A 23,022-nucleotide genomic window follows, 5' to 3' on the forward strand; every position below is an offset into this window, starting at 1 on the left:
TTGGGGGGGGGGTTTTGATGCGGGCGGCGGGGGGGTTCGGGGGGGGAGGGGGTGGGGGGGTGGGGGGGGGGGGAACAAGACGCCCAGGGGGGGGGGGGGGCCCCGCTGTAGGGGTCCCCGCTCCGTCCTGTGCGCTCCTGCGCGTCACCTCACCAGGTGGCGCGTACCTGACGAATGATGCGCCGGCGCAGCCGCACGCGACGGCTGCCGTCCCGGTGCAGACTCAGTCGGTCCAACTCCCAGTGTCCGTACTCGGCATGGTCGGTCAGCAGACGGGTCGCCTCCTTGCGGGACACCCCGCGAGGTACGTACACGTCGACAAATTCGTATTCCGGCATCGCATCTATTGTGCAAGCACCGGCTTCGTACGGATAGCGTCTGGGGTATGTCTGATGCTGCGCAGCCCACCGCTGCCGAGGTACGCGCCGCCGCCGAGGCGGTCAAAGCCGCACTGGACCGCCACCTGGAGGCGGTCGAGAACCGCACCGGTGACGACGACCCGGCCGTCTACGCCGCGTTCAACGAGCTCGCCGCGGCGGCCGAGGCGTACGACGAACGTCTCTACGACCGCTACGACGAGGTCACGCCCTTCGAGATCCCGGGCGTGGAGGACTCGCTGCCCCCTTACGAGGGCCCGGAGGACCCGAGCGCGCTCACCGTGCTGATCCGCCGCGACTACGCCGTGGCCGAGCCGCAGAGGCTGCTGGCCCAGGCGCAGCGCATCGCCGACCTGGACCGGGGGGACCGCGAGGAGGACGGCGCGGACGCGGCCGCGGTGGTGGGGGCGAGCGTGCACGCGGCCCTCGGCGTGCTCTTCGGCGAGTTCGAGCCGGACGAGATCGCCTCGCGCCACAAGGAGTTCGGCCTGGAGGAAGGCGACTCGACCCTCTGGGTCGCCGCCGCGGACGAGCTCCCCGAACCGGGCGAATGGCTCAGCACGCCCTTCGACCAGGCGGACCCGGAACGGGTGATCTGCCGCTTCGACGTGAGCGCGGTGTTCGACGAGGACGAGCTCCACGGCGACCCGGACGAGGCCCCGCCCGGCAGCTCCTGAACCCGTGGGCGCCCCGCCTGGGCGGGGCGCCCCACGCGTCACTCCTCCGGCGCCGCCAGCAGCGACTCCAGCAGCCCACGCAGGCGGGTAGTGCGGGGCGCGGGCAGGATCTCCGCGACCGCGCGCGGAAGCGCCTGGTCCACGCCGTGCACCACCGACAGATGCCGCTCGGCGCGGCCGAACGCGGTGTACACCCACGCCCGGTTCAGGCCCTGCGCCGCGTCGCCCGGCAGGACCACGACCGCCGCGGGCCAGCGCGCGCCCACCGCCTGGTGCGCGGTCAGTGCCCAGCCGTGGCGGACCGCCGACTCCACCCGCTCCTTGGGTACGACGACCCGCTCGCCCGCGCAGTCGAGGTGCAGCCCCTGCGCGTCGGCCGACACCACCGTGCCCGGCACCGTACGGCCCGGCGCGGGGGCGTACGCCACGCGGTCGCCCGGGTCGAAGCCGCCGAAGCGGCCCGGCCCCGGGTTGAGCCGCTGCTTCAGCGCCGCGTTCAGCGCCCGGGTGCCCGCCGAGCCGCCGTGGCCGACGGTGATCACCTGGGTCTGGTCGGCGGGGATCCCGAACGCCCGCGGCACCGAGTCCGCGACCAGCTGCACCGTACGGTGCACGGCCTCGCCCGCGTCCCGCACCGGGACGATCACGACCTCCTTGTCCGGGGCCTCCACCTGGTTCAGCTCGCCGACTCCGATGCCGGAGACCAGCTCACCCAGGGGGCCGGGGTCCGGCCTGCGGGAGGCGATCTGCGGGCACACCCGCGCCGCCAGGACGTCCGCGAACACCCGTCCCGCGCCGGCCGACCACAGCACCCCCGGGTCGCCGCTCAGCACCAGCCGGCAGCCGTCCGGCAGGGACTCGACCAGCATCGCGGCGGTCTCCACGTCCAGCTGCGGGGCGTCCAGCACCACCAGCAGGTCCAGGTCCGCCGTGTCCACGGTTCCCGAGAGCAGACCGGAGACCGTCACCGTGTCCACGGGGTCCACCGCGCCGTCCGCGCCCCCGTCCGCGTCGAGCCTGCGGCGGCCGTTCTCCGTGTACGTCGCCACGGTGGCCCGCAGGCCCAGCCCGCGCGCCGCCCGGGCCAGGGCCAGCGGTTCCGCCCGGGCCGCCTCGCCGCCCGTGTGGGCGACCAGCCCGTGCTCGGCGACCGCGCGGGCCAGTTCGGCCGGCTCGGCTCCCTCCCAGCGGGGATCGGGCCCCGACTTGGCCAGCCGGGCCAGGCCGTCGGCGAGGCTCTCCTCGGCGAGCGCGTACCGGTCCAGCCCCAGCAGCACGGGTGCTGCCTCCGTGGGCTCGCCGGCCGCCTCGGCGGGCTCCTCCTCAGAGCCTTCCTCCAGGTCGTCCTGCGGCTCCTCCTCCTCGTGCTCCTCGTGGAAGACCAGCACCGCGCCCTCGGCGATGGCGTGCCGTACGGCGTCGTCGGGCTCCGGCACCGAGTGCCCGGCCAGCGCAGCGCGCACCTCGGTCGCCTCCAGCGCCGTGTGCCCCTGAAGCGCCGCCCGTTCCAGCAGCCAGCCGATGAGCGCGGCCGCCCGGCGCTCGTCGCCCGGTCCGCACTCCGCGCCGAGCAGCGCCCGCGCGAAGCCGTCGGCCTGCTCCGGCCGTACGCCTGGGACCGCCAGCAGCTGCCACGGGTCCTCGCGCAGCACCTGCGCCGCCGACTCGCCGAGCACCGTCGCCACGCGCACGGCGAGGGCCTCCGGAGCGCCGCCCTCGGCCAGCACCGCACGCACGGCCGCCACGGTGTCCGCATCGGCCGTACGCGGCGCGCGGGGCGCCGGGGCGGCCCGGGGCCGCTCGGGCGCCGACGGCTCCGGAGCGGGGCGCCGGGGCGCGGGCGCGGGGGAGTCCAGGAAGGAGGCGGCCGGCTTCTCACCGCTCTCCACGGCCCGGACCGCCGCGAGCAGGTCCGCCGCCCGCCCGCTGAGCTTGGTGCCCGCCTCGATGGGCCCGGCCTGCTCGGCCTTGCGCCGCTCGATGCGCGCCCGCAGCTCCCGCTGGGCGGCCAGCTCGGCCTCCGCCTCGGAGAGCCCCTCGGCGGTCTGCTCCGTGCCCTCCGTGCCCTGCGCCGGGTCCTCCGTACTCGGCTCCGTGTCCTGTGCCGTGTCCTCCGTACTCGGCTCCGTGCCGTCCTCCGCGGCAGCCTCGGCCTCCGCCTCGACCGCCGCGCCCGGTTCGGGCTCCGCGGCGGGGGCCTGGTCGTCGGAGGAGGGGCCGGGGGCGGTCCCCCGGGGAAGCGCGGTCACAGCGTGCTCCAGTCCTGGTCGGGATAGCGGTGCACCGGGGCGGACACATCGTCCAGCGCCCGGCGGATCTCGTCAGGAAGACTAAGGCTCTCCACTGACAGTGCCTCGCCGAGCTGCCGCGCGTTGCGCGCGCCGACGATCGGCGCCACCACCCCCGGCCGGTCCCGCACCCACGCCAGCGCAACGTGCAGCGGGGTGGTCGCCAGCCCGTCCGCCGCCGTCGTCACCGCGTCCACGATCCGGCTCGACGCCTCTTCCAGGTACGGCTCCACGAACGGCGCCAGCCGCTCCGACGCGCCCCGCGAGTCGGCCGGGGTGGCGTGCCGGTACTTGCCCGTCAGCACCCCCCGTCCCAGCGGCGACGACGGCAGCAGGCCCACGCCCAGGTCCCGCGCGGCCGGCAGCACCTCGCGCTCCACGCCCCGCTGCAGCAGCGAGTACTCCATCTGCGTGCTGGCCAGCCGGGCGCGTATCCCGCTGTGCGCGAGCTGCCAGGTGGCCGCCTTCGCCAGCTGCCAGCCGCAGAAGTTGGACACCCCCACGTACCGCGCGCGCCCGCTGCTCACCGCGATGTCGAGGGCCTGGAGCGTCTCCTCCAGCGGCGTCTCGGGGTCGTAGGCGTGGATCTGCCACAGGTCCACGTAGTCGGTGCCCAGCCGGGCCAGCGAGGCGTCGAGCGCCGCGAGCAGATGGCCGCGCGAGCCGTCGAACCGCCGGTCCGGGTCCGGCACGCTGCCCGCCTTCGTGGCGATGACCAGCTCCCGTCGCGGTACGAGCCGCTCCACGAGCTGCCCGAGCAGGTACTCGGCCTCCCCACCGCCGTACACGTCCGCCGTGTCGATCAGCGTCCCGCCCGCCTCCCAGAACAGCTTCAGCTGGTCCGCGGCGTCGTGCTCGTCGGTGTCCCGGCCCCACGTGAGGGTGCCGAGGCCGATCCGTGACACACGCAGGCCCGTACGGCCGAGATGCCTCTGCTCCATGGTCGCGAGATTACTGGCCAAGGGCCCACGCGCAGAGACCCTGTGGACAACCTCCCCGGGCGCCGTCCCCTGCCGCATCGGGGGCCCGCGCGCTAGAGTCCGGCACCAGGACATTACTGACGAGTAGATGAGTGGAGGGGCCGGTATGCGGCTTGGCATCAACCTCGGCTACTGGGGCGCCGGCATGGACGGTGACAACCTCGCCGTCGCCCAGGAGGCCGACCGCCTCGGCTACGACGTGTGCTGGGCCGCCGAGGCCTACGGATCCGACGCCCCGACCGTCCTCGCCTGGGTCGCCGCCCAGACCGAGAACATCGACGTCGGCTCGGCGATCATGCAGATCCCGGCCCGCCAGCCCGCCATGACGGCGATGACGGCCGCCACCCTGGACACGCTCTCCGGCGGCCGGTTCCGCCTTGGCCTCGGGGTCTCCGGGCCGCAGGTCTCCGAGGGCTGGTACGGCGTGAAGTTCGACAAACCGCTCTCCCGCACGCGCGAGTACGTCGAGATCGTCCGCAAGGCGATGGCACGCGAGCGCCTGACGCACGAGGGCGAGCACTGGACCCTCCCGCTCCCGGGCGGTCCCGGCAAGCCGATCAAGCTGACCGTCCACCCGCAGCGCGCGCACATCCCGCTCTACATCGCGGCCATCGGCCCGAAGAACCTGGAGCAGACGGGCGAGATCGCCGACGGTGCGCTGCTGATCTTCCCCTCCGCCGAGCACTTGGAGGAGACGGCCCTGCGGCACCTGCGCGCGGGCCGCGAGAAGGCCGGCCTGACCATGGAGGGCTTCGACGTCGCCCCGACCGTCCCGCTCGCCCTCGGAGACGACATCCCCGCGCTCGCCGACACCTTCCGCCCGTACACCGCCCTGTACGTCGGCGGCATGGGCAGCCGCAAGCAGAACTTCTACAACCAGCTCGCCCAGCGCATGGGCTACGAGAAGGAGGCCGCCGAGATCCAGGAGAAGTACCTCTCCGGCGACAAGGCGGGCGCGGCGGCGGCCGTACCGCACCGGCTGATCGACCAGACCACGCTGCTGGGCTCCGTGGAGCGGATCGCCGACGGGATGGCGGCGTACGCGGCGGCCGGGGTCACCACGCTCACGCTCGCCCCGGCCGGCTTCACGCTGGAGGAGCGGATCGCGGCCCTGCGGGCCGGTACGGAGGCCCTGGAGCGCGCCGGGCTCGCGGACTAGGGCACGGGCACCGGCTGACGGACAAGCCTGCGGCCGTGGTGGGGGCTCGGGGTCATCCCCGCCACGGCCGTCACGCTGCACAACGCGCCACCGGCCGCGTCGGTTACTGCCTGGACGCCTCGGGAAGCGTCCGGTTCACCCCCATGCTGCTCCTTTCGGCGGAGTTGCCCCGTGGGTCTGTTGCCACGCCCCCCTCGCCGCACTTGACTCGTCCTTTGCGGAAGTGCGGACAAATAGGGCCGCCCGCCTGCATGGAGGTGCAGTGATGCTTTCGGCGCGAAGCCTGTTCCAGGAGATCCTGGACAACGACGACTCCTACCAGCTGTTCTGTTCCATCGCGGCCAGCGGCGAAGCCCAGGGCGGCTGGGAGAACGCCCGGATCGCCGCCCTCGTCCCCGAGAGCATGCGCGAGCTCGCCCCCAAGATCACCCGGCACGGCGCCGACGAGGACAAGCACGGCCGGATCTTCCACGCCCTGCTCAAGAAGCGCGGCCTGGACCCGGTCCCCGTCCCGCCGGAGACCGACTACACCATGCTGCTGGAGCGGCGCGGCATCGGCCTGGCCCACGACAAGCTCCGCCGCGACGAGCCGCTGACGGAGTACGACATCGTCGTCTACCTGTCCCACAGCCGGGTCACCGAGCAGCGTGCCGCCGACCAGATGGACATGCTGGTCAAGCACTTCGCGGACCACCCCGAGGTGGGCAAGGCCATCCGCATGATCTGCCACGACGAGGACAACCACCTCGCCTACTGCCACGAGGAACTGCTGCGCCTCGCGCGCGAGGGACACGGCCGCACGATCCAGCGCACCCTGCGCGAGTCCGCCCTCGCCGAGATCGAGGTCTACCGCGACGTCAGCCTCGCCGTCATGGACCACATGGGCCGCCTCCTGAAGTGGCCCCGCCCCAAGCGGACCGCCCTCGCCCTCGGGATCCGGGCGATGTACGCGTACGAACGGGCCGGCGGCTGGCGGCGCATGGTCAACCTCACCATGCCCCAGCGGCGCGACGCACTCGGCGGCCCGGCCGAGCCGGCCCCGGCCTTCTGACGCGCTTTTCCCGGAGCCGGCCCGGTCCCGCGCGCGACGGGACGGGGCCGGGCCGGCGGGGTTCAGAGCCAGCCGCGGCGCTTGAAGAGCCGGTACAGGCCCACGCACGCGACGGCCATCAGGACGATGACCATCGGGTAGCCGAACACCCACGTCAGCTCTGGCATGTGCTCGAAGTTCATGCCGTAGACGCCCGCGACCATGGTGGGCACCGCCGCCATCGCCGCCCACGCCGAGATCTTGCGCATGTCGTCGTTCTGCCGCACGCCCATCTGCGCGAGGTGTGCCGAGAGAATGTCCGAAAGCAGTCGGTCCAGCCCTTCCACCTGCTCGGTGGCCCGGGTCAGGTGGTCGCTGACGTCCCGGAAGAACGGCTGGGCGTGCTCGTTCACGAACGGCACACCCGCGCCCGCGAGGCGCGTCATCGGCGCGGCCAGCGGACCGGTCGCCCGCCGGAACTCCAGGACCTGCCGCTTGAACATGTAGATCCGCGACGCCGTGTTCTTGGAGTCGCCGCCCGCGGGCTGGAAGACCTCCGTCTCCATCTCCTCCAGGTCGACCTGGAGCTCGCCCGCCACCTCTATGTAGTGGTCCACGACGGCGTCGCTGATCGCGTACAGCACCGAGGTCGGCCCGTGCCGGAGCAGCTCCGGCTCCGCCTCCAGCCGCTTGCGCACGGCCCCCAGCGGTGCGCCCTCGCCGTGCCGGACGGTCACCACGAAGGAGTCGCCCATGAACACCATCAGCTCGCCGGTGGTGACGGTGTCTCCCTCGGGCTCGTACACCACCGGCTTGAGGACCATGAAGAGCGAGTCGTCGTACACCTCCAGCTTCGGCCGCTGATGCGCCTTGAGGGCGTCCTCCACGGCGAGCGGATGGAGCCCGAACTCCTCCGCGACGTGATCGAACTCACTCTCCGTCGGCTCGTGCAGGCCGATCCACAGGAACGCGTCACCGCCCCATGCCCGTGCCTGGTCCAGGGCGTCGGAGAAGTCGGAGGGGCCCTCGCTGCGGTGCCCGTCCCGGTAGATGGCGCAGTCCACGATCACGGCGCGTATTCTTCCCCGGTCCCCGGCCCCTTGCACCCCCGATGTCGGTGCAGCCGCCTAGGCTGACGTGCATGGCCACGCTGATCCTCGTAAGGCACGGACGTTCGACCGCCAACACGGCCGGTGTGCTCGCGGGCTGGACGCCCGGCGTCGCGCTCGACGAGCGCGGTGCCGCGCAGGCCGCCGCGCTGCCCGGGCGGCTGGCCGGCGTGCCGATCGCCGCCGCCGTCACCAGCCCGCTCCAGCGCTGCCGGGAGACCCTTCAGCCGCTGCTGGACGCCCGGCCCGGGCTGCCGGTCCACACCGACGAGCGGATCGGCGAGTGCCGGTACGGCGACTGGTCGGGACGCAAGCTCGCCGAGCTCAACGACGAGCCGCTGATGGAGGTCGTCCAGCAGCACCCGTCCGCCGCGGCCTTCCCCGGCGGAGAGTCGGTCCGCGCCATGCAGGCGCGCGCCGTCGACGCCGTACGGGAGTGGAACGCGCGAGTGGAGGCGGAGCACGGCGAGGACGCCGTGTACCTGATGTGCTCGCACGGCGACATCATCAAGTCCCTCGTGGCCGACGCCCTCGGGATGCATCTCGATCTTTTCCAGCGGATCCATGTGGATCCTTGTTCCGTGACAGTGATCCGTTACACCCGCCTGCGGCCTTTTCTCGTACGGCTCGGCGACACCGGCGACTTCGCGGCGCTGATACCGCGCGAGCAGACCACCGGAGGGTCCGCGGAGGTGGGAGGCGGCGCGGGCGCACCGTGATCGCCCGGCACAGTAGGGTGGACGGGCCGAAGTGCCGTCGGACCGCACGCCGTCGCACCGCACAACTCAAGGACGCAAGGGAGAGGGAACGTGTCCCGTCAGGTGTTCCTCTATGACCCACCGGAGCGCTTCGTGGCCGGCACGGTCGGGCTGCCGGGGCGCCGGACGTTCTTCCTGCAGGCGTCCGCCGGAGGCCGCGTCACCAGCGTCGCGCTGGAGAAGACGCAGGTCGCCGCGCTCGCCGAGCGGATCGACGAACTGCTCGACGAGGTGGTACGCCGGACCGGCGGCAACGCCCCGGTCCCGGCCGTGGCTCCCCCCGACACCGCCGACACCGCCCCCCTGGACGCCCCCATCGAGGAGGAGTTCCGGGTCGGCACGATGGCGCTCGCGTGGGACGGCGAGAACCAGCGCATGATCGTCGAGGCGCAGGCGCTCGTCGAGCTCGACGCCGACTCCGAGGAGGACCTCGCCGAGGCCGAGGAGCGGCTGCTCCAGGACGAGGAGAACGGCCCGCCGATGCTGCGCGTCCGGCTCACCGGGGCCCAGGCGCGGGCCTTCGCCAAGCGCGCCCTCGACGTCGTCAACGCCGGCCGGCCGCCGTGCCCGCTGTGCAGCCTGCCGCTCGATCCGGAAGGACACGTATGCCCGCGTCAGAACGGATACCGTCGAGGGGCCTGACCGGCCTCACGGTGGTGGAGCAGCTCGACCTGCTCGCCGAGGGGGAGCTGACCGTCCGCGGCCAGGTCCGCGAGGCGTCCAACGCGGTGCTGCTCTGTTCCGTCGCGTACGAGGGCCAGGAAGCCGACTGCGTCTACAAACCCGTCGCGGGGGAGCGCCCCCTGTGGGACTTCCCGGACGGGACCCTGGCGCAGCGCGAGGTCGCGGCGTACGAGGTCTCCGAGGCGACCGGCTGGGGCCTGGTCCCGCCGACGGTCCTGCGCGACGGGCCGTACGGCCGGGGCATGGTCCAGCTGTGGATCGACGGCGACCCGTCGGCCACCCCGCTCCTCGCCCTCGTCGACGACGACGAGCCGGGGGAGGGCTGGAGGGCGGTGGGTCTCGCCGAGGTCGGCGAGGGCCGCACGGCGCTGCTCGTCCACGCCGACGACGTACGGCTGCGACGGCTCGCCGTCCTCGACGCGGTGATCAACAACGGCGACCGCAAGGGCGGTCACCTGCTGCCGGCGCCGGACGGCCGGCTGTACGCCATCGACCACGGCGTGACCTTCAACGTGGACGACAAGCTGCGCACGCTGCTGTGGGGCTGGGCGGGCGAGCCGCTCCCACCGGAGGCGCTGGAGGTCCTGGCCCGCCTGGACGCCGCCCTGGCCCCCGGAGCGGCCCTCGCCGGCCGCCTGGCCGAGCTGCTCACGCCCGCCGAGGTGACGGCGGCCCGGACCCGGGTGGCGGAGCTGCGCACGTCCGCCCGCCATCCCGAGCCGTCGGGGCGGTGGCCCGCGATCCCCTGGCCCCCGGTCTGACGCACCCGGGGCGCGACCTGCACAGATGGCGCCACGGCGCAAGAGTGCCTATCGCGTCATGATCGTGCATCCGGTTCGTATCCGGAACACCCGTCCGGTTACGCTCGTGACATGCATGCCTGGCCCGCTTCTGAGGTCCCCGCCCTGCCCGGCAAGGGCCGCGACCTCCGGATCCACGACACCGCGACCGGCGGGCGAGTGACCCTCGCCCCCGGCCCCGTCGCCCGTATCTACGTCTGCGGCATCACGCCGTACGACGCGACCCACATGGGTCACGCGGCGACCTACAACGCGTTCGACCTCGTTCAGCGCGTGTGGCTCGACACCAAGCGGCAGGTCCACTACGTCCAGAACGTCACCGACGTCGACGACCCGCTCCTGCAACGCGCCCAGCGGGACGGCGTCGACTGGGTCGGGCTCGCCGAACGCGAGACCGCGCTGTTCCGCGAGGACATGACCGCCCTGCGGTTGCTGCCGCCGCAGCACTACATCGGTGCCGTCGAGGCGATACCCGGCATCGTGCCGCTCATCGAGCGGCTCCGCGACGCCGGCGCCGCGTACGAACTCGAAGGGGACATCTACTTCTCCGTCGAGGCGGACCCGCACTTCGGCGAGGTGTCCCACTACGACCACGACGTCATGCGCGCCCTGTCCGCCGAACGCGGCGGCGACCCGGACCGCCCGGGCAAGAAGAACCCCCTCGACCCGATGCTGTGGATGGCCGCCCGCGAGGGCGAGCCCCGCTGGGACGGCGCCAGCCTCGGGCCCGGACGGCCCGGCTGGCACATCGAGTGCGTCGCCATCGCCCTGGACCACCTGGGGATGGGCTTCGACGTCCAGGGCGGCGGTTCCGACCTGATCTTCCCGCACCACGAGATGGGCGCCTCGCACGCGCAGGCCCTGACCGGCGAGCACCCGTACGCCAAGGCGTACGTGCACGCCGGGATGGTCGCCCTCCACGGCGAGAAGATGTCCAAGTCCAAGGGCAACCTGGTCTTCGTCTCCAAGCTCCGCCGCGACGGCGTCGACCCGGCCGCCATCCGGCTCACGCTCCTCGCCCACCACTACCGCGCCGACTGGGAGTGGACCGACCAGGTCCTCCAGGACGCCGTCGAGCGGCTCGGCCGCTGGCGCGCCGCCGTCTCCCGCCCCGACGGTCCGTCCGCCGACGCCCTGCTCGAGGAGGTCCGCGAGGCGCTCGCCGACGACCTGGACACCCCGCGCGCACTGGCGGCCGTGGACCGCTGGGCCGCGCTCCAGGAGGCCGAGGGCGGCACGGACGAGACCGCGCCCGGCCTCGTCTCCCGTACCGTCGACGCGCTGATGGGCGTCGCGCTGTAGTGACGCCTTCCGCCCGACGTACCGTCAGGCGGCGGGCGCCGGGCGGCTGCTGAGCGGCCGTGACCATGACGGAGGGGCGGCACCGGATCCTCGGTGCCGCCCCTTCGGCGTGCTCTCACTCCTCGGCGGAGCCGTCTTCCCCGGCGGTGTCCGGCCCGGTGCCCGGTCCGGCCTCCGGTCCGGTGCCAGGCCCGCTGCCGGGCTCGGTGTCGGGCCCCGAACCGGCCTCCCGCTTCGGCGGCTTCGGCGGCCGCGTACGGCCGCTGGAGGTGTCGCGCAGGTACGAGCTGTCGCCCATGTCGGTCGCGTGCCCGGGTGCGGTTCCCGGCCCTGGACCGGAGGCGGGCCCCGAGCCCGGGCCGCCGTCGCGGCGCCGCAGGTACCGCTCGAACTCCCGGGCGATGGCCTCACCCGACGCCTCCGGGAGCTCCGCGGTGTCCCGCGCCTCCTCCAGCGTCTGCACGTACTCCGCCACCTCGCTGTCCTCCGAGGCGAGCTGGTCCACGCCGACCTGCCAGGCCCGCGCGTCCTCGGCCAGCTCACCCAGCGGGATGCGCAGGTCGATCAGGTCCTCCAGCCGGTTCAGCAGCGCCAGCGTCGCCTTCGGGTTCGGCGGCTGCGACACGTAGTGCGGCACCGCCGCCCACAGGCTCACCGCCGGCACGCCCGCGTGCGTACAGGCCTCCTGGAGGATGCCGACGATGCCCGTCGGCCCTTCGTACCGGGTCTCCTCCAGGTCCATCGTGCGCGCCAGGTCCGGGTCGGACGTGACGCCCGTGACCGGCACCGGCCGGGTGTGCGGGGTGTCCCCGAGCAGCGCGCCCAGGATCACCACCATCTCCACGCCCAGTTCGTGGGCGAAGCCCAGCAACTCGTTGCAGAACGAGCGCCAGCGCATCGACGGTTCGATACCGCGGACCAGCACCAGATCACGCGGCTTGTCGCCGCCCACCCGGACCACCGACAGTCTCGTGGTGGGCCAGGTGATCTTCCGTACCCCGCCGTCCAGGTACACCGTGGGGCGGTTGACCTGGAAGTCGTAGTAGTCCTCGGCGTCGAGCGCCGCGAACACCTCGCCCTTCCACTCCCGCTCCAGGTGCGCGACCGCGGTGGAGGCGGCGTCGCCGGCGTCGTTCCAGCCCTCGAACGCGGCCACCATGACCGGGTCGATCAGCTCGGGAACCCCCTCGAGCTCGATCACCCAGGCCTCCTTCCGAAGTTCCGTGCGTACGAACCAACCTTACGGCTTCCAGGGGGCACGGCCGCAGCCCCTGTACACGTCCGAGTGCACTGTTCGAGCCGGGGCGCGCACCCCCGGGATGCGGACGAGGGCGGCCCCCCGGGGGGAGCCGCCCTCGTCGTCACAAGACCCCGCGGGATCAGGCCTTCTTGCCGAGCATGTCCTCCACCTTGGCGCGGATCTCGTCCGTCGCCAGGCCCCGGATCGTCAGCGTCGTACGGCGGCGCAGCACGTCGTCCGCGGTCTCGGCCCACTCGTGGTCACGGGCGTAGGCGACCTGCGCCCAGATCTCCGGCGCGTCCGGGTGGATGCGCTCGCCCAGCTCCGGGTCGTCGTACGCCATGCGCGCGATGTCGAAGGAGAGCGAGCCGTAGTGCGTGGCCAGGTGGCGGGCGGTGTCGGCGGCCATGCGCGGGCCCGGCGTACCGCCGTCGACCAGCAGCCGGTGGGCCACGGCGTTGGGGTTGGCTATGCCGGGCAGCGGAAGCTTCTTCGGCAGGGCCGAGATCGGCTCCATGTCGTCGCCGAGCGGGCCGCCGGGCAGGGACGCCAGCTTGTTCATCACCGTGCGGCCGATGTGGCGGAAGGTCGTCCACTTGCCGCCGGCCACCGACAGCATGCCGCCGCGGCCCTCGGTCACGACCGTCTCGCGCTTGGCCTTGGAGGTGTCGCCCGGGCCGCCGGGCAGCACCCGCAGACCGGCGAAGGAGTACGTGATCAGGTCCCGGGAGAGCTGCTGGTCGCGGATGGAGAACGCGGCCTCGTCCAGGATCTGGGTGACGTCCTTGTCGTTGACCGCGACCTCGCCCGGGTCGCCCTCGTACTCCTCGTCGGTCGTACCGAGCAGCAGCATGTCCTCCCAGGGGAGGGCGAAGGTGATGCGGTACTTGTCGATGGGGGTCGCGAGCGCGGCGCGCCAGGGGGAGGTGCGCTTCAGGACCAGGTGCGCGCCCTTGGAGAGGCGGATGGAGGGGGCCGCGTTGGGGTCCTCCATGCGGCGCAGGTGGTCGACCCAGGGACCGGTGGCGTTGAGCACCAGGCGCGCGTCGACGCCGAACTCGTCGCCGCTCAGGCGGTCCTTGAGGTCCGCGCCGGTGACCCGGCCGCGGGTGAAGCGCAGGCCGGCGACCTCGGCGTGGTTGAGGACGGTGGCGCCCGCGTCGACGGCGGCGCGGACCGTCATCAGCGCCATGCGCGCGTCGTTCATCTGGTCGTCGCCGTACACGGCCACGGCCTTGAGGTTGTCGGTGCGCAGCTCCGGCACGTCCTGCGCGGCCTTGGCGGGGCTGAGCAGGTGGCCGACGCCGTCGCCGAAGGCGGAGAGCGCCGAGTAGGCGAAGACGCCCGCGCCGAGCTTGGCGGCGCCGTGCGGGCCGCCCTTGTAGACCGGCAGGTAGAAGGTGAGCGGGTTCGCCAGGTGCGGGGCCACCTGGCGGGAGACCGCACGGCGCTCGAAGTGGTTCTCCGCGACCAGCTTCACCGCGCCGGTCTGCAGGTAGCGCAGACCGCCGTGGAGCAGCTTGGAGGAGGCGGAGGAGGTGGCGCCGGCGAAGTCGCCGGCGTCCACCAGGGCCACCCGCAGCCCGGACTGGGCGGCGTGCCAGGCGGTGGAGATGCCCAGGATGCCGCCGCCGATCACCAGGAGGTCGTACGTCGCCTTGGAGAGCTGCTCCCGCGTCTCCGCACGGCTCGGCAGGGAACCGGCAGCCGGGTGCGTCCCGAGGGCGGGGACGCTCTGCAGGGTGGTCATGTCGATTTACTCCTCGTCCTCGATCCAGCCCATGGTCCGCTCAACGGCCTTGAGCCAGCTCTTGTACTCGCGGTCGCGGGTGTCCGCGTCCATGCGGGGGGTCCATTCGGCGGCGCGGCGCCAGTTGGCGCGGAGCGCGTCGGTGTCGGGCCAGAAGCCGACGGCCAGACCGGCGGCGTAGGCGGCGCCGAGGCAGGTCGTCTCGGCGACCATCGGGCGCACCACGGGCGCGTCCAGGAAGTCCGAGAGGGTCTGCATCAGCAGGTTGTTGGAGGTCATGCCGCCGTCGACCTTGAGCGCGGCGAGCTCCACGCCGGAGTCCTTGGTCATGGCGTCGGTGATCTCGCGGGTCTGCCAGGCGGTGGCCTCCAGCACGGCGCGGGCGATGTGCGCCTTGGTGACGTACCGGGTGAGGCCGGCGATCACACCGCGGGCGTCGGAGCGCCAGTACGGGGCGAAGAGGCCGGAGAAGGCCGGTACGAAGTACGCGCCGCCGTTGTCCTCGACGGAGGAGGCGAGGGTCTCGATCTCGGCGGCGGTGCTGATCAGGCCCATCTGGTCGCGCATCCACTGCACCAGGGAGCCGGTGACGGCGATGGAGCCTTCCAGCGCGTACACCGGGGCCTGGTCGCCGATCTTGTAGCCGACGGTGGTGATGAGGCCCGAGTAGGAGTTGATGATCTTCTCGCCGGTGTTCAGCAGCAGGAAGGTGCCCGTGCCGTACGTCGACTTCGCCTCGCCCTCGGAGAAGCAGGTCTGGCCGAAGAGGGCCGCCTGCTGATCGCCGAGCGCGGAGGCGACCGGGACGCCGTCGAGGACGCCGCCCTTGACCTGGCCGTAGACCTCGGCGGAGGAGCGGATCTCCGGCAGCACGGCCGCCGGGACGCCCATGGACTCGAGGATCTTCTGGTCCCAGTCCATGGTGTGGAGGTTCATCAGCATGGTGCGGGAGGCGTTGGTGACGTCGGTGACGTGGTGACCGCCCTCGACACCGCCCGTGAGGTTCCAGATGACCCAGGAGTCCATGGTGCCGAAGAGGATCTCGCCGCGCTCGGCGCGCTCGCGCAGGCCCTCGACGTTGTCGAGCAGCCAGCGGACCTTCGGGCCGGCGAAGTACGACGCGAGGGGCAGGCCCGTCTCGCGGCGGAAGCGGTCCTGGCCGACGTTGCGGCCGAGCTCCTTGCAGAGCGCGTCGGTGCGGGTGTCCTGCCAGACGATGGCGTTGTGGACGGGCTCACCGGTGTTCTTGTCCCACAGCAGCGTGGTCTCGCGCTGGTTGGTGATGCCGATGGCCTTGACGTCGGCGGCGGTGATGCCGGCCTTCTCGATGGCGCCGGCGACGACCTCCTGGACGTTGGTCCAGATCTCGGCGGCGTCGTGCTCCACCCAGCCGGGCTTGGGGAAGATCTGCTCGTGCTCCTTCTGGTCGACGGAGACGATGCGCCCGTCGCGGTCGAAGACGATGCAGCGGCTGGAGGTGGTGCCCTGGTCGATGGCCGCGATGAAGGGCCCGGTGGTGTGTGCGTCGGTCACGGTTGCTCCCGGAAGTCGGTAAGGGGACGAAGGACGTCTCAGGCGAAGGCGATGGTGTAGATACCCGCGGCGAGGGCTCCGCCCATCAGCGGGCCGACCACGGGGATCCAGGCGTACCCCCAGTCGGAGCCGCCCTTGTTCGGCAGCGGGAGCAGGGCGTGCACGATGCGCGGGCCGAGGTCGCGGGCCGGGTTGATGGCGTAACCGGTCGGGCCGCCGAGCGAGAGGCCGATGCCGACCACGACGAGCGCCGTGATCAGGGCGCCGAGGGTGCCGAGGCCCTTGCCGCTGTCGTTGAGGCCCTGCGTGAGGACCGCGAGGACCAGCACCGTGGTGCCGATGATCTCGGTGGCGAGGTTCTGCCAGACGTTGCGGATCTCGGGGCCCGTGGAGAAGACGCCGAGAACGGGTCCGGCCTTGGCGGCGGCTTCGTTGTGCGGGCCTTCGATGGCCTTGTCGGCCGGGTCACCCACGATCTCGCGATCGGTGAGGTGCGCGTGGAACTGGCCGTAGTACGCGATCCAGACCAGCGCGGCGCCGATCATGGCGCCGAGGAGCTGGCCGGCGAAGTAGACGGGGACGTTCTTCCAGTCCCCGTCCTTGATCGCGATGCCGACCGTGACGGCGGGGTTGAGATGGGCTCCGGAGAGGGAACCCGTCATGTAGACCGCGGTCAGGACCGCGAAGCCCCACCCGAAGGTGATGGCCAGCCAGCCGGCGTTCTGCGCCTTCGAGCGCTTGAGCACGACGGCGGCGACGACGCCGCCGCCGAGCAGGATGAGTACGGCGGTACCAATGATCTCGCCGATGAAGATGTCGGAGCTGGACACCCGCGACTCCTTTGTCCTTCGTCCAGGGGAAGGCGAACCCCGGGTCCCTCCGGTGGTCCGCGCCCTCGGCTGAGGGCGTTAACCGGCCTCCTGGCGTTGCCACACTCTAGCGCCTATTGCCGGTAGGTGTTCGACAATGCCGACCGATGAACGGCAGTTTTGCCGTCGGTTAAACGTGCCGTCAATGGGTTCGGCTGGCCGAAATGCGTTCGTTACCGGGGTGCGGGCCGGTGCTGTGGGGCCTGCCCCGGCGCGCGCCGCGGGCGCTGCAGCGGCGGGGCGGGCGGCCGGGGGCCCGCGCGACCGGACCTGGCGCACGGGGGGCGACTGTCCGCTCCCGGGCGCACGGGTGCGGGCGCGGAGGCGGGAGGGGGACGGGCCTGAGACGGCCGGGCGGGCGCCGCGGGCCCGCTGTGCCGGGGGCCGGCAGGGCCGGGGGCGGCGGCTCGCCGCGCGCCGCCGCCGACGGGCGGGTATCCGGCAGCCTGCGCGGGAGGCCGAACCGGCTGCCGCGCTCCGGGTTGCGCCGGGGCTCTACGGCGCCGGGGTCGGACGCGTCCGGGGGCTCCGGGGCGCGCCGGGTCGGACGGGGCCGGGCCTCCGGGGCGCGCCGGGTCGGACGGGGCCGGGCCTCCGGGGCGCGCCGGGGCTCTACGGCGCCGGCGTGCGCGGAGCCGCGTGTGGTCATGCCGCGCGAGGCCCCGCAAGGCAGGTGCCGGAGGGGTCATGCCGCGCGAGGCCCCGCAAAGCAGGGGCCGGAGGGGTCAGAAGCGGCCCGCGCCCAGGTCGCGGGAGACCGCGCGGGCGCAGTCCCGCACCGCCGCGATCAGCTCGGAGCGCAGCTCGCCGTCGTTGCAGACCCGCTCCACCGCGCCCGTGATGGCGACCGCGCCGACCGGCATCCGGCGCCGGTCGTGGATGGGCGCGGCCACCGACGCCACGCCGTCCCAGGTCTCCTCCACGTCGGCCGCCCAGCCGCGCGCCCGCGTCATCTCCAGTACGGTCTCGAAGTCGTCCAGCGTCGTGACGGTGCGCGGCGTGAACGCCTCGCGCTCCGCCTCCACGGCCTCGCTGTGCGCCACCGGGTCGTACGCCGACAGCACCTTCCCCAGCGCCGTGGAGTGCAGCGGCTGCATCGCCCCGACCTCCAGCACCTGGCGGCTGTCGTCCGGGCGGAAGACGTGGTGGATGACGAGCACGCCGTGCTGGTGCAGCACGCCCAGGTGGACGCTCTCGCCGCTGGAGCGGGCCAGGTCGTCCGTCCACACCAGGGCCCGGGCCCGCAGCTCGTGCACGTCCAGGTAGCTGTTGCCGAGCCGCAGCAGCTCCGCGCCCAGCTGGTAGCGCCCGGAGGCCGGGTCCTGCTCGACGAAGCCCTCCGCCTGGAGGGTGCGCAGGATGCCGTGGGCCGTACCCTTCGCGAGCTCCAGCGACGAGGCGATGTCGGACAGACCGAGACGGCGCTCCCCACCCGCGAGCAGGCGCAGCATCGCCGCCGCTCGTTCAAGCGACTGGATGTTCTTCGGCATCGCCCCGGCCCTTCTTCCACAGTTCGACAATGCTGAACACTATCGGCCGATGCCGACCTTGAGCCACACCCGAGAAGCACTCGGAAATCAGCCGGCCCCGGCACACCCCCGACAGCCAGAGGACAGCATGCAGTCCGGCACGTGGAACGAGATGTCCACCCCATGGGGTACGCGGTTACCCTGGGCCGGTGCGCTTCCCACCGGAGGCGCAAAGCCGACAGCCGTCGCAACCAGGGAGCACTTCCATGGCCTCGTCGCCGACCCCTTCCGCTGACAGCAATCAGGTCACTGACAGCAGGACCCGAGCCGCCGCCCTCCGCGAGGCCCTCGCCACCCGTGTGGTGGTGGCCGACGGAGCCATGGGCACCATGCTCCAGGCCCAGGACCCGAGCCTCGAGGACTTCGAGAACCTCGAAGGCTGCAACGAGATCCTCAACGTCACCCGGCCCGACATCGTGCGCTCGGTCCACGACGCGTACTTCGCCGTGGGCGTGGACTGCGTCGAGACCAACACCTTCGGCGCGAACCTCGCGGCCCTGGGGGAGTACGACATCCCCGAGCGCGTCCACGAGCTCTCCGAGGCCGGCGCCCGGATCGCCCGCGAGGTCGCCGACGAGTACACCGCCTCCACCGGACAGCAGCGCTGGGTGCTCGGCTCCATGGGCCCCGGCACCAAGCTGCCGACGCTCGGCCACGCCCCGTACACCGCGCTCCGCGACGCCTACCAGCAGAACGCCGAGGGCATGATCGCCGGCGGCGCCGACGCGCTGCTCGTGGAGACCACGCAGGACCTGCTCCAGACGAAGGCCGCCGTCCTCGGCGCCCGCCGCGCGCTCGACGCCCTCGGCGCCGACCTGCCGCTGATCGTCTCCGTCACCGTGGAGACGACGGGCACCATGCTCCTGGGCTCGGAGATCGGCGCGGCGCTCACCGCGCTGGAGCCGCTCGGCATCGACATGATCGGCCTGAACTGCGCCACCGGCCCCGCCGAGATGAGCGAGCACCTGCGCTACCTGGCCCGCCACTCGCGCATCCCGCTGTCCTGCATGCCCAACGCCGGCCTGCCGGTCCTGGGCAAGAACGGCGCGCACTACCCGCTGACCGCCCCCGAGCTCGCCGACGCGCAGGAGACCTTCGTGCGCGAGTACGGGCTGTCGCTGGTCGGCGGCTGCTGCGGTACGACCCCGGAGCACCTGCGCCAGGTCGTCGAGCGCGTCCGCGGCCTCGCCCCGGCGCCGCGCGACCCGCGCCCGGAGCCGGGCGCCGCGTCGCTGTACCAGACGGTGCCGTTCCGGCAGGACACCTCGTACCTCGCCATCGGTGAGCGGACGAACGCGAACGGCTCGAAGAAGTTCCGCGAGGCCATGCTGGAGGGCCGCTGGGACGACTGCGTGGAGATGGCCCGCGACCAGATCCGCGAAGGCGCCCACATGCTGGACCTGTGCGTGGACTACGTCGGCCGTGACGGCGTCGCCGACATGGAGGAGCTGGCCGGGCGCTTCGCCACCGCCTCCACGCTGCCGATCGTGCTGGACTCCACCGAGGTCGAGGTCATCCGGGCCGGCCTGGAGAAGCTCGGCGGCCGCGCGGTGATCAACTCGGTGAACTACGAGGACGGCGACGGCCCCGAATCGCGGTTCGCCAAGGTCACCGCGCTCGCCAAGGAGCACGGCGCCGCGCTGATCGCGCTGACCATCGACGAGGAGGGCCAGGCCCGCACCGTCGAGACGAAGGTGGCGATCGCCGAGCGGCTGATCGCCGACCTGACCGGCAACTGGGGCATCCACGAGTCGGACATCCTCATCGACACCCTGACCTTCACCATCTGTACCGGTCAGGAGGAGTCGCGCAAGGACGGCATCGCCACCATCGAGGCGATCCGCGAGCTCAAGCGGCGCCACCCGGACGTCCAGACCACGCTCGGCCTGTCGAACATCTCCTTCGGCCTCAACCCGGCCGCGCGCATCCTGCTCAACTCCGTCTTCCTCGACGAGTGCGTCAAGGCGGGCCTCGACTCGGCGATCGTGCACGCCTCCAAGATCCTGCCGATCGCCCGCTTCGACGAGGAGCAGGTCACCACCGCCCTCGACCTCATCTACGACCGGCGCCGCGAGGGCTACGACCCGCTCCAGAAGCTGATGCAGCTCTTCGAGGGCGCCACCGCCAAGTCCCTCAAGGCCGGCAAGGCCGAGGAGCTCGCCGCGCTGCCGCTGGACGAGCGCCTCAAGCGCCGCATCATCGACGGCGAGCGCAACGGCCTGGAGGCCGACCTCGACGAGGCCCTGACCACCCGCCCGGCGCTCGACATCGTCAACGAGACGCTGCTCGACGGCATGAAGGTCGTCGGCGAGCTGTTCGGCTCGGGCCAGATGCAGCTGCCGTTCGTGCTCCAGTCGGCCGAGGTCATGAAGACGGCCGTCGCCTACCTCGAACCCCACATGGAGAAGGTCGAGGGCGAAGAGGCGGGCAAGGGCACCATCGTCCTGGCCACCGTCCGCGGCGACGTCCACGACATCGGCAAGAACCTCGTCGACATCATCCTGTCGAACAACGGCTACAACGTCGTCAACCTCGGCATCAAGCAGCCGGTCTCGGCCATTCTCGAGGCCGCCGACGAGCACAAGGCCGACGTCATCGGCATGTCCGGGCTCCTGGTGAAGTCCACGGTGATCATGAAGGAGAACCTGGAGGAGCTCAACCAGCGCGGCCTGGCCGCCCGCTTCCCGGTCATCCTCGGCGGCGCCGCCCTCACCCGCGCCTACGTCGAACAGGACCTCCACGAGATCTACGAGGGCGAAGTCCGCTACGCCCGCGACGCGTTCGAGGGCCTGCGCCTGATGGACGCCCTGATCGCCGTCAAGCGCGGCGTACCCGGCGCCACCCTGCCCGAGCTCAAGCAGCGCCGCGTCCGGGCGGCCGCCACCGTGGTGGAGGAGCCGGCCCCCGAGGGCGGCGTCCGCTCCGACGTGGCCACCGACAACCCGGTGCCCACCCCGCCGTTCTGGGGCACCCGCGTCGTCAAGGGCATCCCGCTCAAGGACTACGCGTCCTGGCTGGACGAGGGCGCGCTGTTCAAGGGCCAGTGGGGACTCAAGCAGGCCCGTACCGGGGACGGCCCCACGTACGAGGAGCTCGTGGAGACCGAGGGCCGGCCGCGGCTGCGGGGCTGGCTGGACCGGCTCCACACCGAGAACATGCTCGAAGCGGCCGTCGTCTACGGCTACTTCCCGTGCGTGTCCAAGGGCGACGACCTGATCCTCCTCGACGACAGCGGCCACGAGCGCACCCGCTTCACCTTCCCGCGCCAGCGGCGCGGCCGCCGCCTGTGCCTGGCGGACTTCTTCCGCCCGGAGGAGTCCGGCGAGACCGATGTCGTCGGCCTCCAGGTCGTCACGGTCGGCTCGAAGATCGGCGAGGCCACCGCCGAGCTGTTCGCCGCCGACTCCTACCGCGACTACCTCGAACTGCACGGCCTGTCCGTCCAGCTCGCCGAGGCCCTCGCCGAGTACTGGCACGCACGCGTGCGCGCCGAGCTCGGCTTCGCCGGCGAGGACCCGGCGGACGTCGAGGACATGTTCGCGCTGAAGTACCGCGGTGCCCGGTTCTCCCTGGGCTACGGCGCCTGCCCCGACCTGGAGGACCGCGCCAAGATCGCCGACCTCCTCCAGCCGGAGCGCATCGGGGTCCACCTCTCCGAGGAGTTCCAGCTCCACCCCGAGCAGTCCACGGACGCCATCGTCCTCCACCACCCGGAGGCGAAGTACTTCAACGCCCGCTGACGTAGCCGAAGGCGCGTTTCCGGAACGCGACGTACACTGGTCGGTCCAGTGCAGGCCGGTCGCTCTTCCCACCGGGGGGTTCCCCGCGGGAGCGCGACCGGCCTTCTCGTCCCTCGATGGAGGTGTGCCGATGACCAGCACGGTCCCCGTGTCCCCGACCCGTACGGCCGATGGAGCCGCCCTTCAGGCCGTCTTCCTGGACATGGACGGCACGCTGGTCGACACCGAGGGCTTCTGGTGGGACGCGGAGGTCGAGGTCTTCGCCGAGCTGGGCCACCGGCTCGACGAGTCCTGGCGGGACGTGGTGGTCGGCGGGCCGATGACCCGCAGCGCCGGGTTCCTCATCGAGGCCACCGGCGCCGACATCACCCTCCCCGAGCTGACCGTGCTCCTCAACGACAGATTCGAACAGCGCATCGACCGCGGTGTGCCGCTCATGCCGGGGGCCGAGCGGCTGCTGGCCGAGCTCACCGCGCACGAGGTCCCCACCGCCCTCGTCTCCGCCTCGCACCGCCGCATCATCGACCGCGTCCTGCTCTCCCTGGGCCCCGACCGGTTCACCCTCACCGTCGCGGGCGACGAGGTGCCCCGGACGAAGCCCCACCCGGACCCGTATCTGCTCGCCGCCCGCGGCGTGGGCGCCGAGCCCGGCCGGTGCGCCGTCATCGAGGACACCGCCACCGGGGTCGCCGCCGCCGAGGCCGCGGGCTGCAGGGTGGTCGCCGTTCCCTCCGTGGCGCCGATCGCGCCCGCCGCCGGCCGGGCCGTCGTCCGTTCCCTGGAAGAGGTCGACCTCGGTTTTCTCCGTTCATTGATCAACGGAATGAACTGAGCCGCATACGGCGAAAACCGAGAGCGGCCGGCCGGGTCTTTTCCGTAACCGGGAAAAGAGGGAATCCGGCGTGACGTTGGTCACTCTGCGTGCTGGTCAGGCCAGGCCCTCGGAGCCTCCGGGCGCCGCTTCCGACCCCTGAGGTAGGCCCATGTGTCCCGATTCATCAAGGCGTGTACGAAACATTCCGTCGCATAGTGATCGCCGGTGGCGCATTACTCCTCACTGTCTGATGCGGGCTCAACTCAAGCCCGTTCCAGAGCGCCTGACACCGCCCACTAATCTCTTGGCGAGAACTTCGCCGCACTAATCCGCGTGTTCGCGTCAAGCCACCAGCACTCCGTCGAACACCGGACCGATCGCTC

Annotated in this window: 18 protein-coding genes; 9 read left to right on the forward strand and 9 right to left on the reverse strand. The window is 72.4% G+C overall.

Annotated features, from left to right (window positions below):
* Nucleotides 1–149: 149 nt before the first annotated feature.
* Entirely contained in the window at nucleotides 150–338 is a 189-nt protein-coding gene (locus ACZ42X_RS16120) for a DUF5703 family protein (protein ID WP_005319466.1), read from the reverse strand.
* Between the two features lie 47 nt (nucleotides 339–385).
* Here ACZ42X_RS16120 and ACZ42X_RS16125 point away from each other — a divergent pair, with 47 nt between their 5' ends.
* The gene (locus tag ACZ42X_RS16125) at nucleotides 386–1,054 is read left to right on the forward strand and encodes a hypothetical protein (protein ID WP_361422104.1); all 669 of its coding nucleotides are present in this window, start codon (nucleotides 386–388) and stop codon (nucleotides 1,052–1,054) included.
* A gap of 38 nt (nucleotides 1,055–1,092) precedes the next feature.
* On the opposite strand, the gene ACZ42X_RS16130 is transcribed toward ACZ42X_RS16125, so the two are convergent.
* Together ACZ42X_RS16130 and ACZ42X_RS16135 are read right to left on the reverse strand one after the other, a co-directional pair.
* On the reverse strand, nucleotides 1,093–3,303 hold the full coding sequence (locus tag ACZ42X_RS16130; protein WP_468289622.1) for a helix-hairpin-helix domain-containing protein: 2,211 nt from the start codon (nucleotides 3,301–3,303) through the stop codon (nucleotides 1,093–1,095).
* Nucleotides 3,300–4,283, reverse strand: a complete 984-nt coding sequence (locus ACZ42X_RS16135; RefSeq protein ID WP_468289625.1) for an aldo/keto reductase — start codon at nucleotides 4,281–4,283, stop codon at nucleotides 3,300–3,302. The genes ACZ42X_RS16130 and ACZ42X_RS16135 overlap by 4 nt, the downstream gene beginning before the upstream one ends.
* Before the next feature lie 145 nt (nucleotides 4,284–4,428).
* Between ACZ42X_RS16135 and ACZ42X_RS16140 the strand changes: the two genes are divergently transcribed.
* Together ACZ42X_RS16140 and ACZ42X_RS16145 are read left to right on the forward strand one after the other, a co-directional pair.
* Nucleotides 4,429–5,481 (forward strand): LLM class F420-dependent oxidoreductase, encoded by a 1,053-nt coding sequence (locus tag ACZ42X_RS16140; RefSeq protein ID WP_468289627.1) that lies wholly within the window; start codon nucleotides 4,429–4,431, stop codon nucleotides 5,479–5,481.
* 265 nt (nucleotides 5,482–5,746) lie between these two features.
* Nucleotides 5,747–6,532, forward strand: coding sequence for a ferritin-like domain-containing protein (locus tag ACZ42X_RS16145; protein ID WP_468289629.1), 786 nt, complete (start codon nucleotides 5,747–5,749; stop codon nucleotides 6,530–6,532).
* A gap of 62 nt (nucleotides 6,533–6,594) precedes the next feature.
* On the opposite strand, the gene corA is transcribed toward ACZ42X_RS16145, so the two are convergent.
* Nucleotides 6,595–7,590, reverse strand: coding sequence for a magnesium/cobalt transporter CorA (gene corA, locus ACZ42X_RS16150; RefSeq protein ID WP_468290150.1), 996 nt, complete (start codon nucleotides 7,588–7,590; stop codon nucleotides 6,595–6,597).
* A 62-nt stretch (nucleotides 7,591–7,652) separates the two neighbouring features.
* On the opposite strand from corA, the gene ACZ42X_RS16155 reads away from it, so the two are divergent.
* The 4 genes from ACZ42X_RS16155 to mshC all read left to right on the forward strand — a co-directional run bounded on the left by ACZ42X_RS16155 (nucleotide 7,653) and on the right by mshC (nucleotide 11,164).
* Nucleotides 7,653–8,339 (forward strand): histidine phosphatase family protein, encoded by a 687-nt coding sequence (locus tag ACZ42X_RS16155; protein WP_468289632.1) that lies wholly within the window; start codon nucleotides 7,653–7,655, stop codon nucleotides 8,337–8,339.
* A 90-nt stretch (nucleotides 8,340–8,429) separates the two neighbouring features.
* Nucleotides 8,430–9,020: a DUF3090 domain-containing protein gene (locus ACZ42X_RS16160; protein WP_355366865.1), complete on the forward strand. Its 591-nt coding sequence runs from the start codon at nucleotides 8,430–8,432 to the stop codon at nucleotides 9,018–9,020.
* A complete protein-coding gene (locus ACZ42X_RS16165; RefSeq protein WP_468289635.1) occupies nucleotides 8,984–9,823 on the forward strand; it encodes an SCO1664 family protein in 840 nt (279 codons plus the stop codon). Before ACZ42X_RS16160 ends, ACZ42X_RS16165 begins: the two co-directional genes overlap by 37 nt.
* 111 nt (nucleotides 9,824–9,934) lie before the next feature.
* Nucleotides 9,935–11,164 (forward strand): cysteine--1-D-myo-inosityl 2-amino-2-deoxy-alpha-D-glucopyranoside ligase, encoded by a 1,230-nt coding sequence (gene mshC, locus ACZ42X_RS16170; protein ID WP_468289638.1) that lies wholly within the window; start codon nucleotides 9,935–9,937, stop codon nucleotides 11,162–11,164.
* A 115-nt stretch (nucleotides 11,165–11,279) separates the two neighbouring features.
* On the opposite strand, the gene ACZ42X_RS16175 is transcribed toward mshC, so the two are convergent.
* From ACZ42X_RS16175 to ACZ42X_RS16195, 5 genes are all read right to left on the reverse strand, one after another.
* Entirely contained in the window at nucleotides 11,280–12,365 is a 1,086-nt protein-coding gene (locus tag ACZ42X_RS16175) for a PAC2 family protein (RefSeq protein WP_468289641.1), read from the reverse strand.
* Nucleotides 12,366–12,543: 178 nt separating this feature from the next.
* On the reverse strand, nucleotides 12,544–14,154 hold the full coding sequence (locus tag ACZ42X_RS16180; RefSeq protein ID WP_468289644.1) for a glycerol-3-phosphate dehydrogenase/oxidase: 1,611 nt from the start codon (nucleotides 14,152–14,154) through the stop codon (nucleotides 12,544–12,546).
* Nucleotides 14,155–14,160: 6 nt separating this feature from the next.
* Nucleotides 14,161–15,687 (reverse strand): glycerol kinase GlpK, encoded by a 1,527-nt coding sequence (gene glpK, locus ACZ42X_RS16185; RefSeq protein ID WP_468289647.1) that lies wholly within the window; start codon nucleotides 15,685–15,687, stop codon nucleotides 14,161–14,163.
* A 38-nt stretch (nucleotides 15,688–15,725) separates the two neighbouring features.
* On the reverse strand, nucleotides 15,726–16,517 hold the full coding sequence (locus ACZ42X_RS16190; RefSeq protein WP_468289650.1) for an MIP/aquaporin family protein: 792 nt from the start codon (nucleotides 16,515–16,517) through the stop codon (nucleotides 15,726–15,728).
* A gap of 764 nt (nucleotides 16,518–17,281) precedes the next feature.
* On the reverse strand, nucleotides 17,282–18,046 hold the full coding sequence (locus ACZ42X_RS16195; protein WP_468289653.1) for an IclR family transcriptional regulator: 765 nt from the start codon (nucleotides 18,044–18,046) through the stop codon (nucleotides 17,282–17,284).
* A 245-nt stretch (nucleotides 18,047–18,291) separates the two neighbouring features.
* Here ACZ42X_RS16195 and metH point away from each other — a divergent pair, with 245 nt between their 5' ends.
* Nucleotides 18,292–21,825, forward strand: a complete 3,534-nt coding sequence (metH, locus tag ACZ42X_RS16200) for a methionine synthase (RefSeq protein ID WP_468289656.1) — start codon at nucleotides 18,292–18,294, stop codon at nucleotides 21,823–21,825.
* 130 nt (nucleotides 21,826–21,955) lie between these two features.
* On the forward strand, nucleotides 21,956–22,657 hold the full coding sequence (locus tag ACZ42X_RS16205) for an HAD family hydrolase (RefSeq protein ID WP_468289659.1): 702 nt from the start codon (nucleotides 21,956–21,958) through the stop codon (nucleotides 22,655–22,657).
* The last annotated feature ends 365 nt before the right edge of the window (nucleotides 22,658–23,022 follow it).

The organism is Streptomyces sp. NPDC030862, from assembly GCF_055571835.1.

Excerpts from the sequence above, each read along its gene's own strand:
- ACZ42X_RS16195 (WP_468289653.1), bottom strand. The coding sequence starts at position 18,046 with ATGCCGAAGAACATCCAGTCGCTTGAACGAGCGGCGGCGATGCTGCGC.
- ACZ42X_RS16135 (WP_468289625.1), bottom strand. The coding sequence starts at position 4,283 with ATGGAGCAGAGGCATCTCGGCCGTACGGGCCTGCGTGTGTCACGGATC.
- ACZ42X_RS16180 (WP_468289644.1), bottom strand. The coding sequence starts at position 14,154 with ATGACCACCCTGCAGAGCGTCCCCGCCCTCGGGACGCACCCGGCTGCC.
- ACZ42X_RS16125 (WP_361422104.1), top strand. The coding sequence starts at position 386 with ATGTCTGATGCTGCGCAGCCCACCGCTGCCGAGGTACGCGCCGCCGCC.
- ACZ42X_RS16205 (WP_468289659.1), top strand. The coding sequence starts at position 21,956 with ATGACCAGCACGGTCCCCGTGTCCCCGACCCGTACGGCCGATGGAGCC.
- metH (WP_468289656.1), top strand. The coding sequence starts at position 18,292 with ATGGCCTCGTCGCCGACCCCTTCCGCTGACAGCAATCAGGTCACTGAC.
- ACZ42X_RS16145 (WP_468289629.1), top strand. The coding sequence starts at position 5,747 with ATGCTTTCGGCGCGAAGCCTGTTCCAGGAGATCCTGGACAACGACGAC.
- ACZ42X_RS16165 (WP_468289635.1), top strand. The coding sequence starts at position 8,984 with ATGCCCGCGTCAGAACGGATACCGTCGAGGGGCCTGACCGGCCTCACG.
- ACZ42X_RS16140 (WP_468289627.1), top strand. The coding sequence starts at position 4,429 with ATGCGGCTTGGCATCAACCTCGGCTACTGGGGCGCCGGCATGGACGGT.
- mshC (WP_468289638.1), top strand. The coding sequence starts at position 9,935 with ATGCATGCCTGGCCCGCTTCTGAGGTCCCCGCCCTGCCCGGCAAGGGC.
- ACZ42X_RS16120 (WP_005319466.1), bottom strand. The coding sequence starts at position 338 with ATGCCGGAATACGAATTTGTCGACGTGTACGTACCTCGCGGGGTGTCC.
- ACZ42X_RS16155 (WP_468289632.1), top strand. The coding sequence starts at position 7,653 with ATGGCCACGCTGATCCTCGTAAGGCACGGACGTTCGACCGCCAACACG.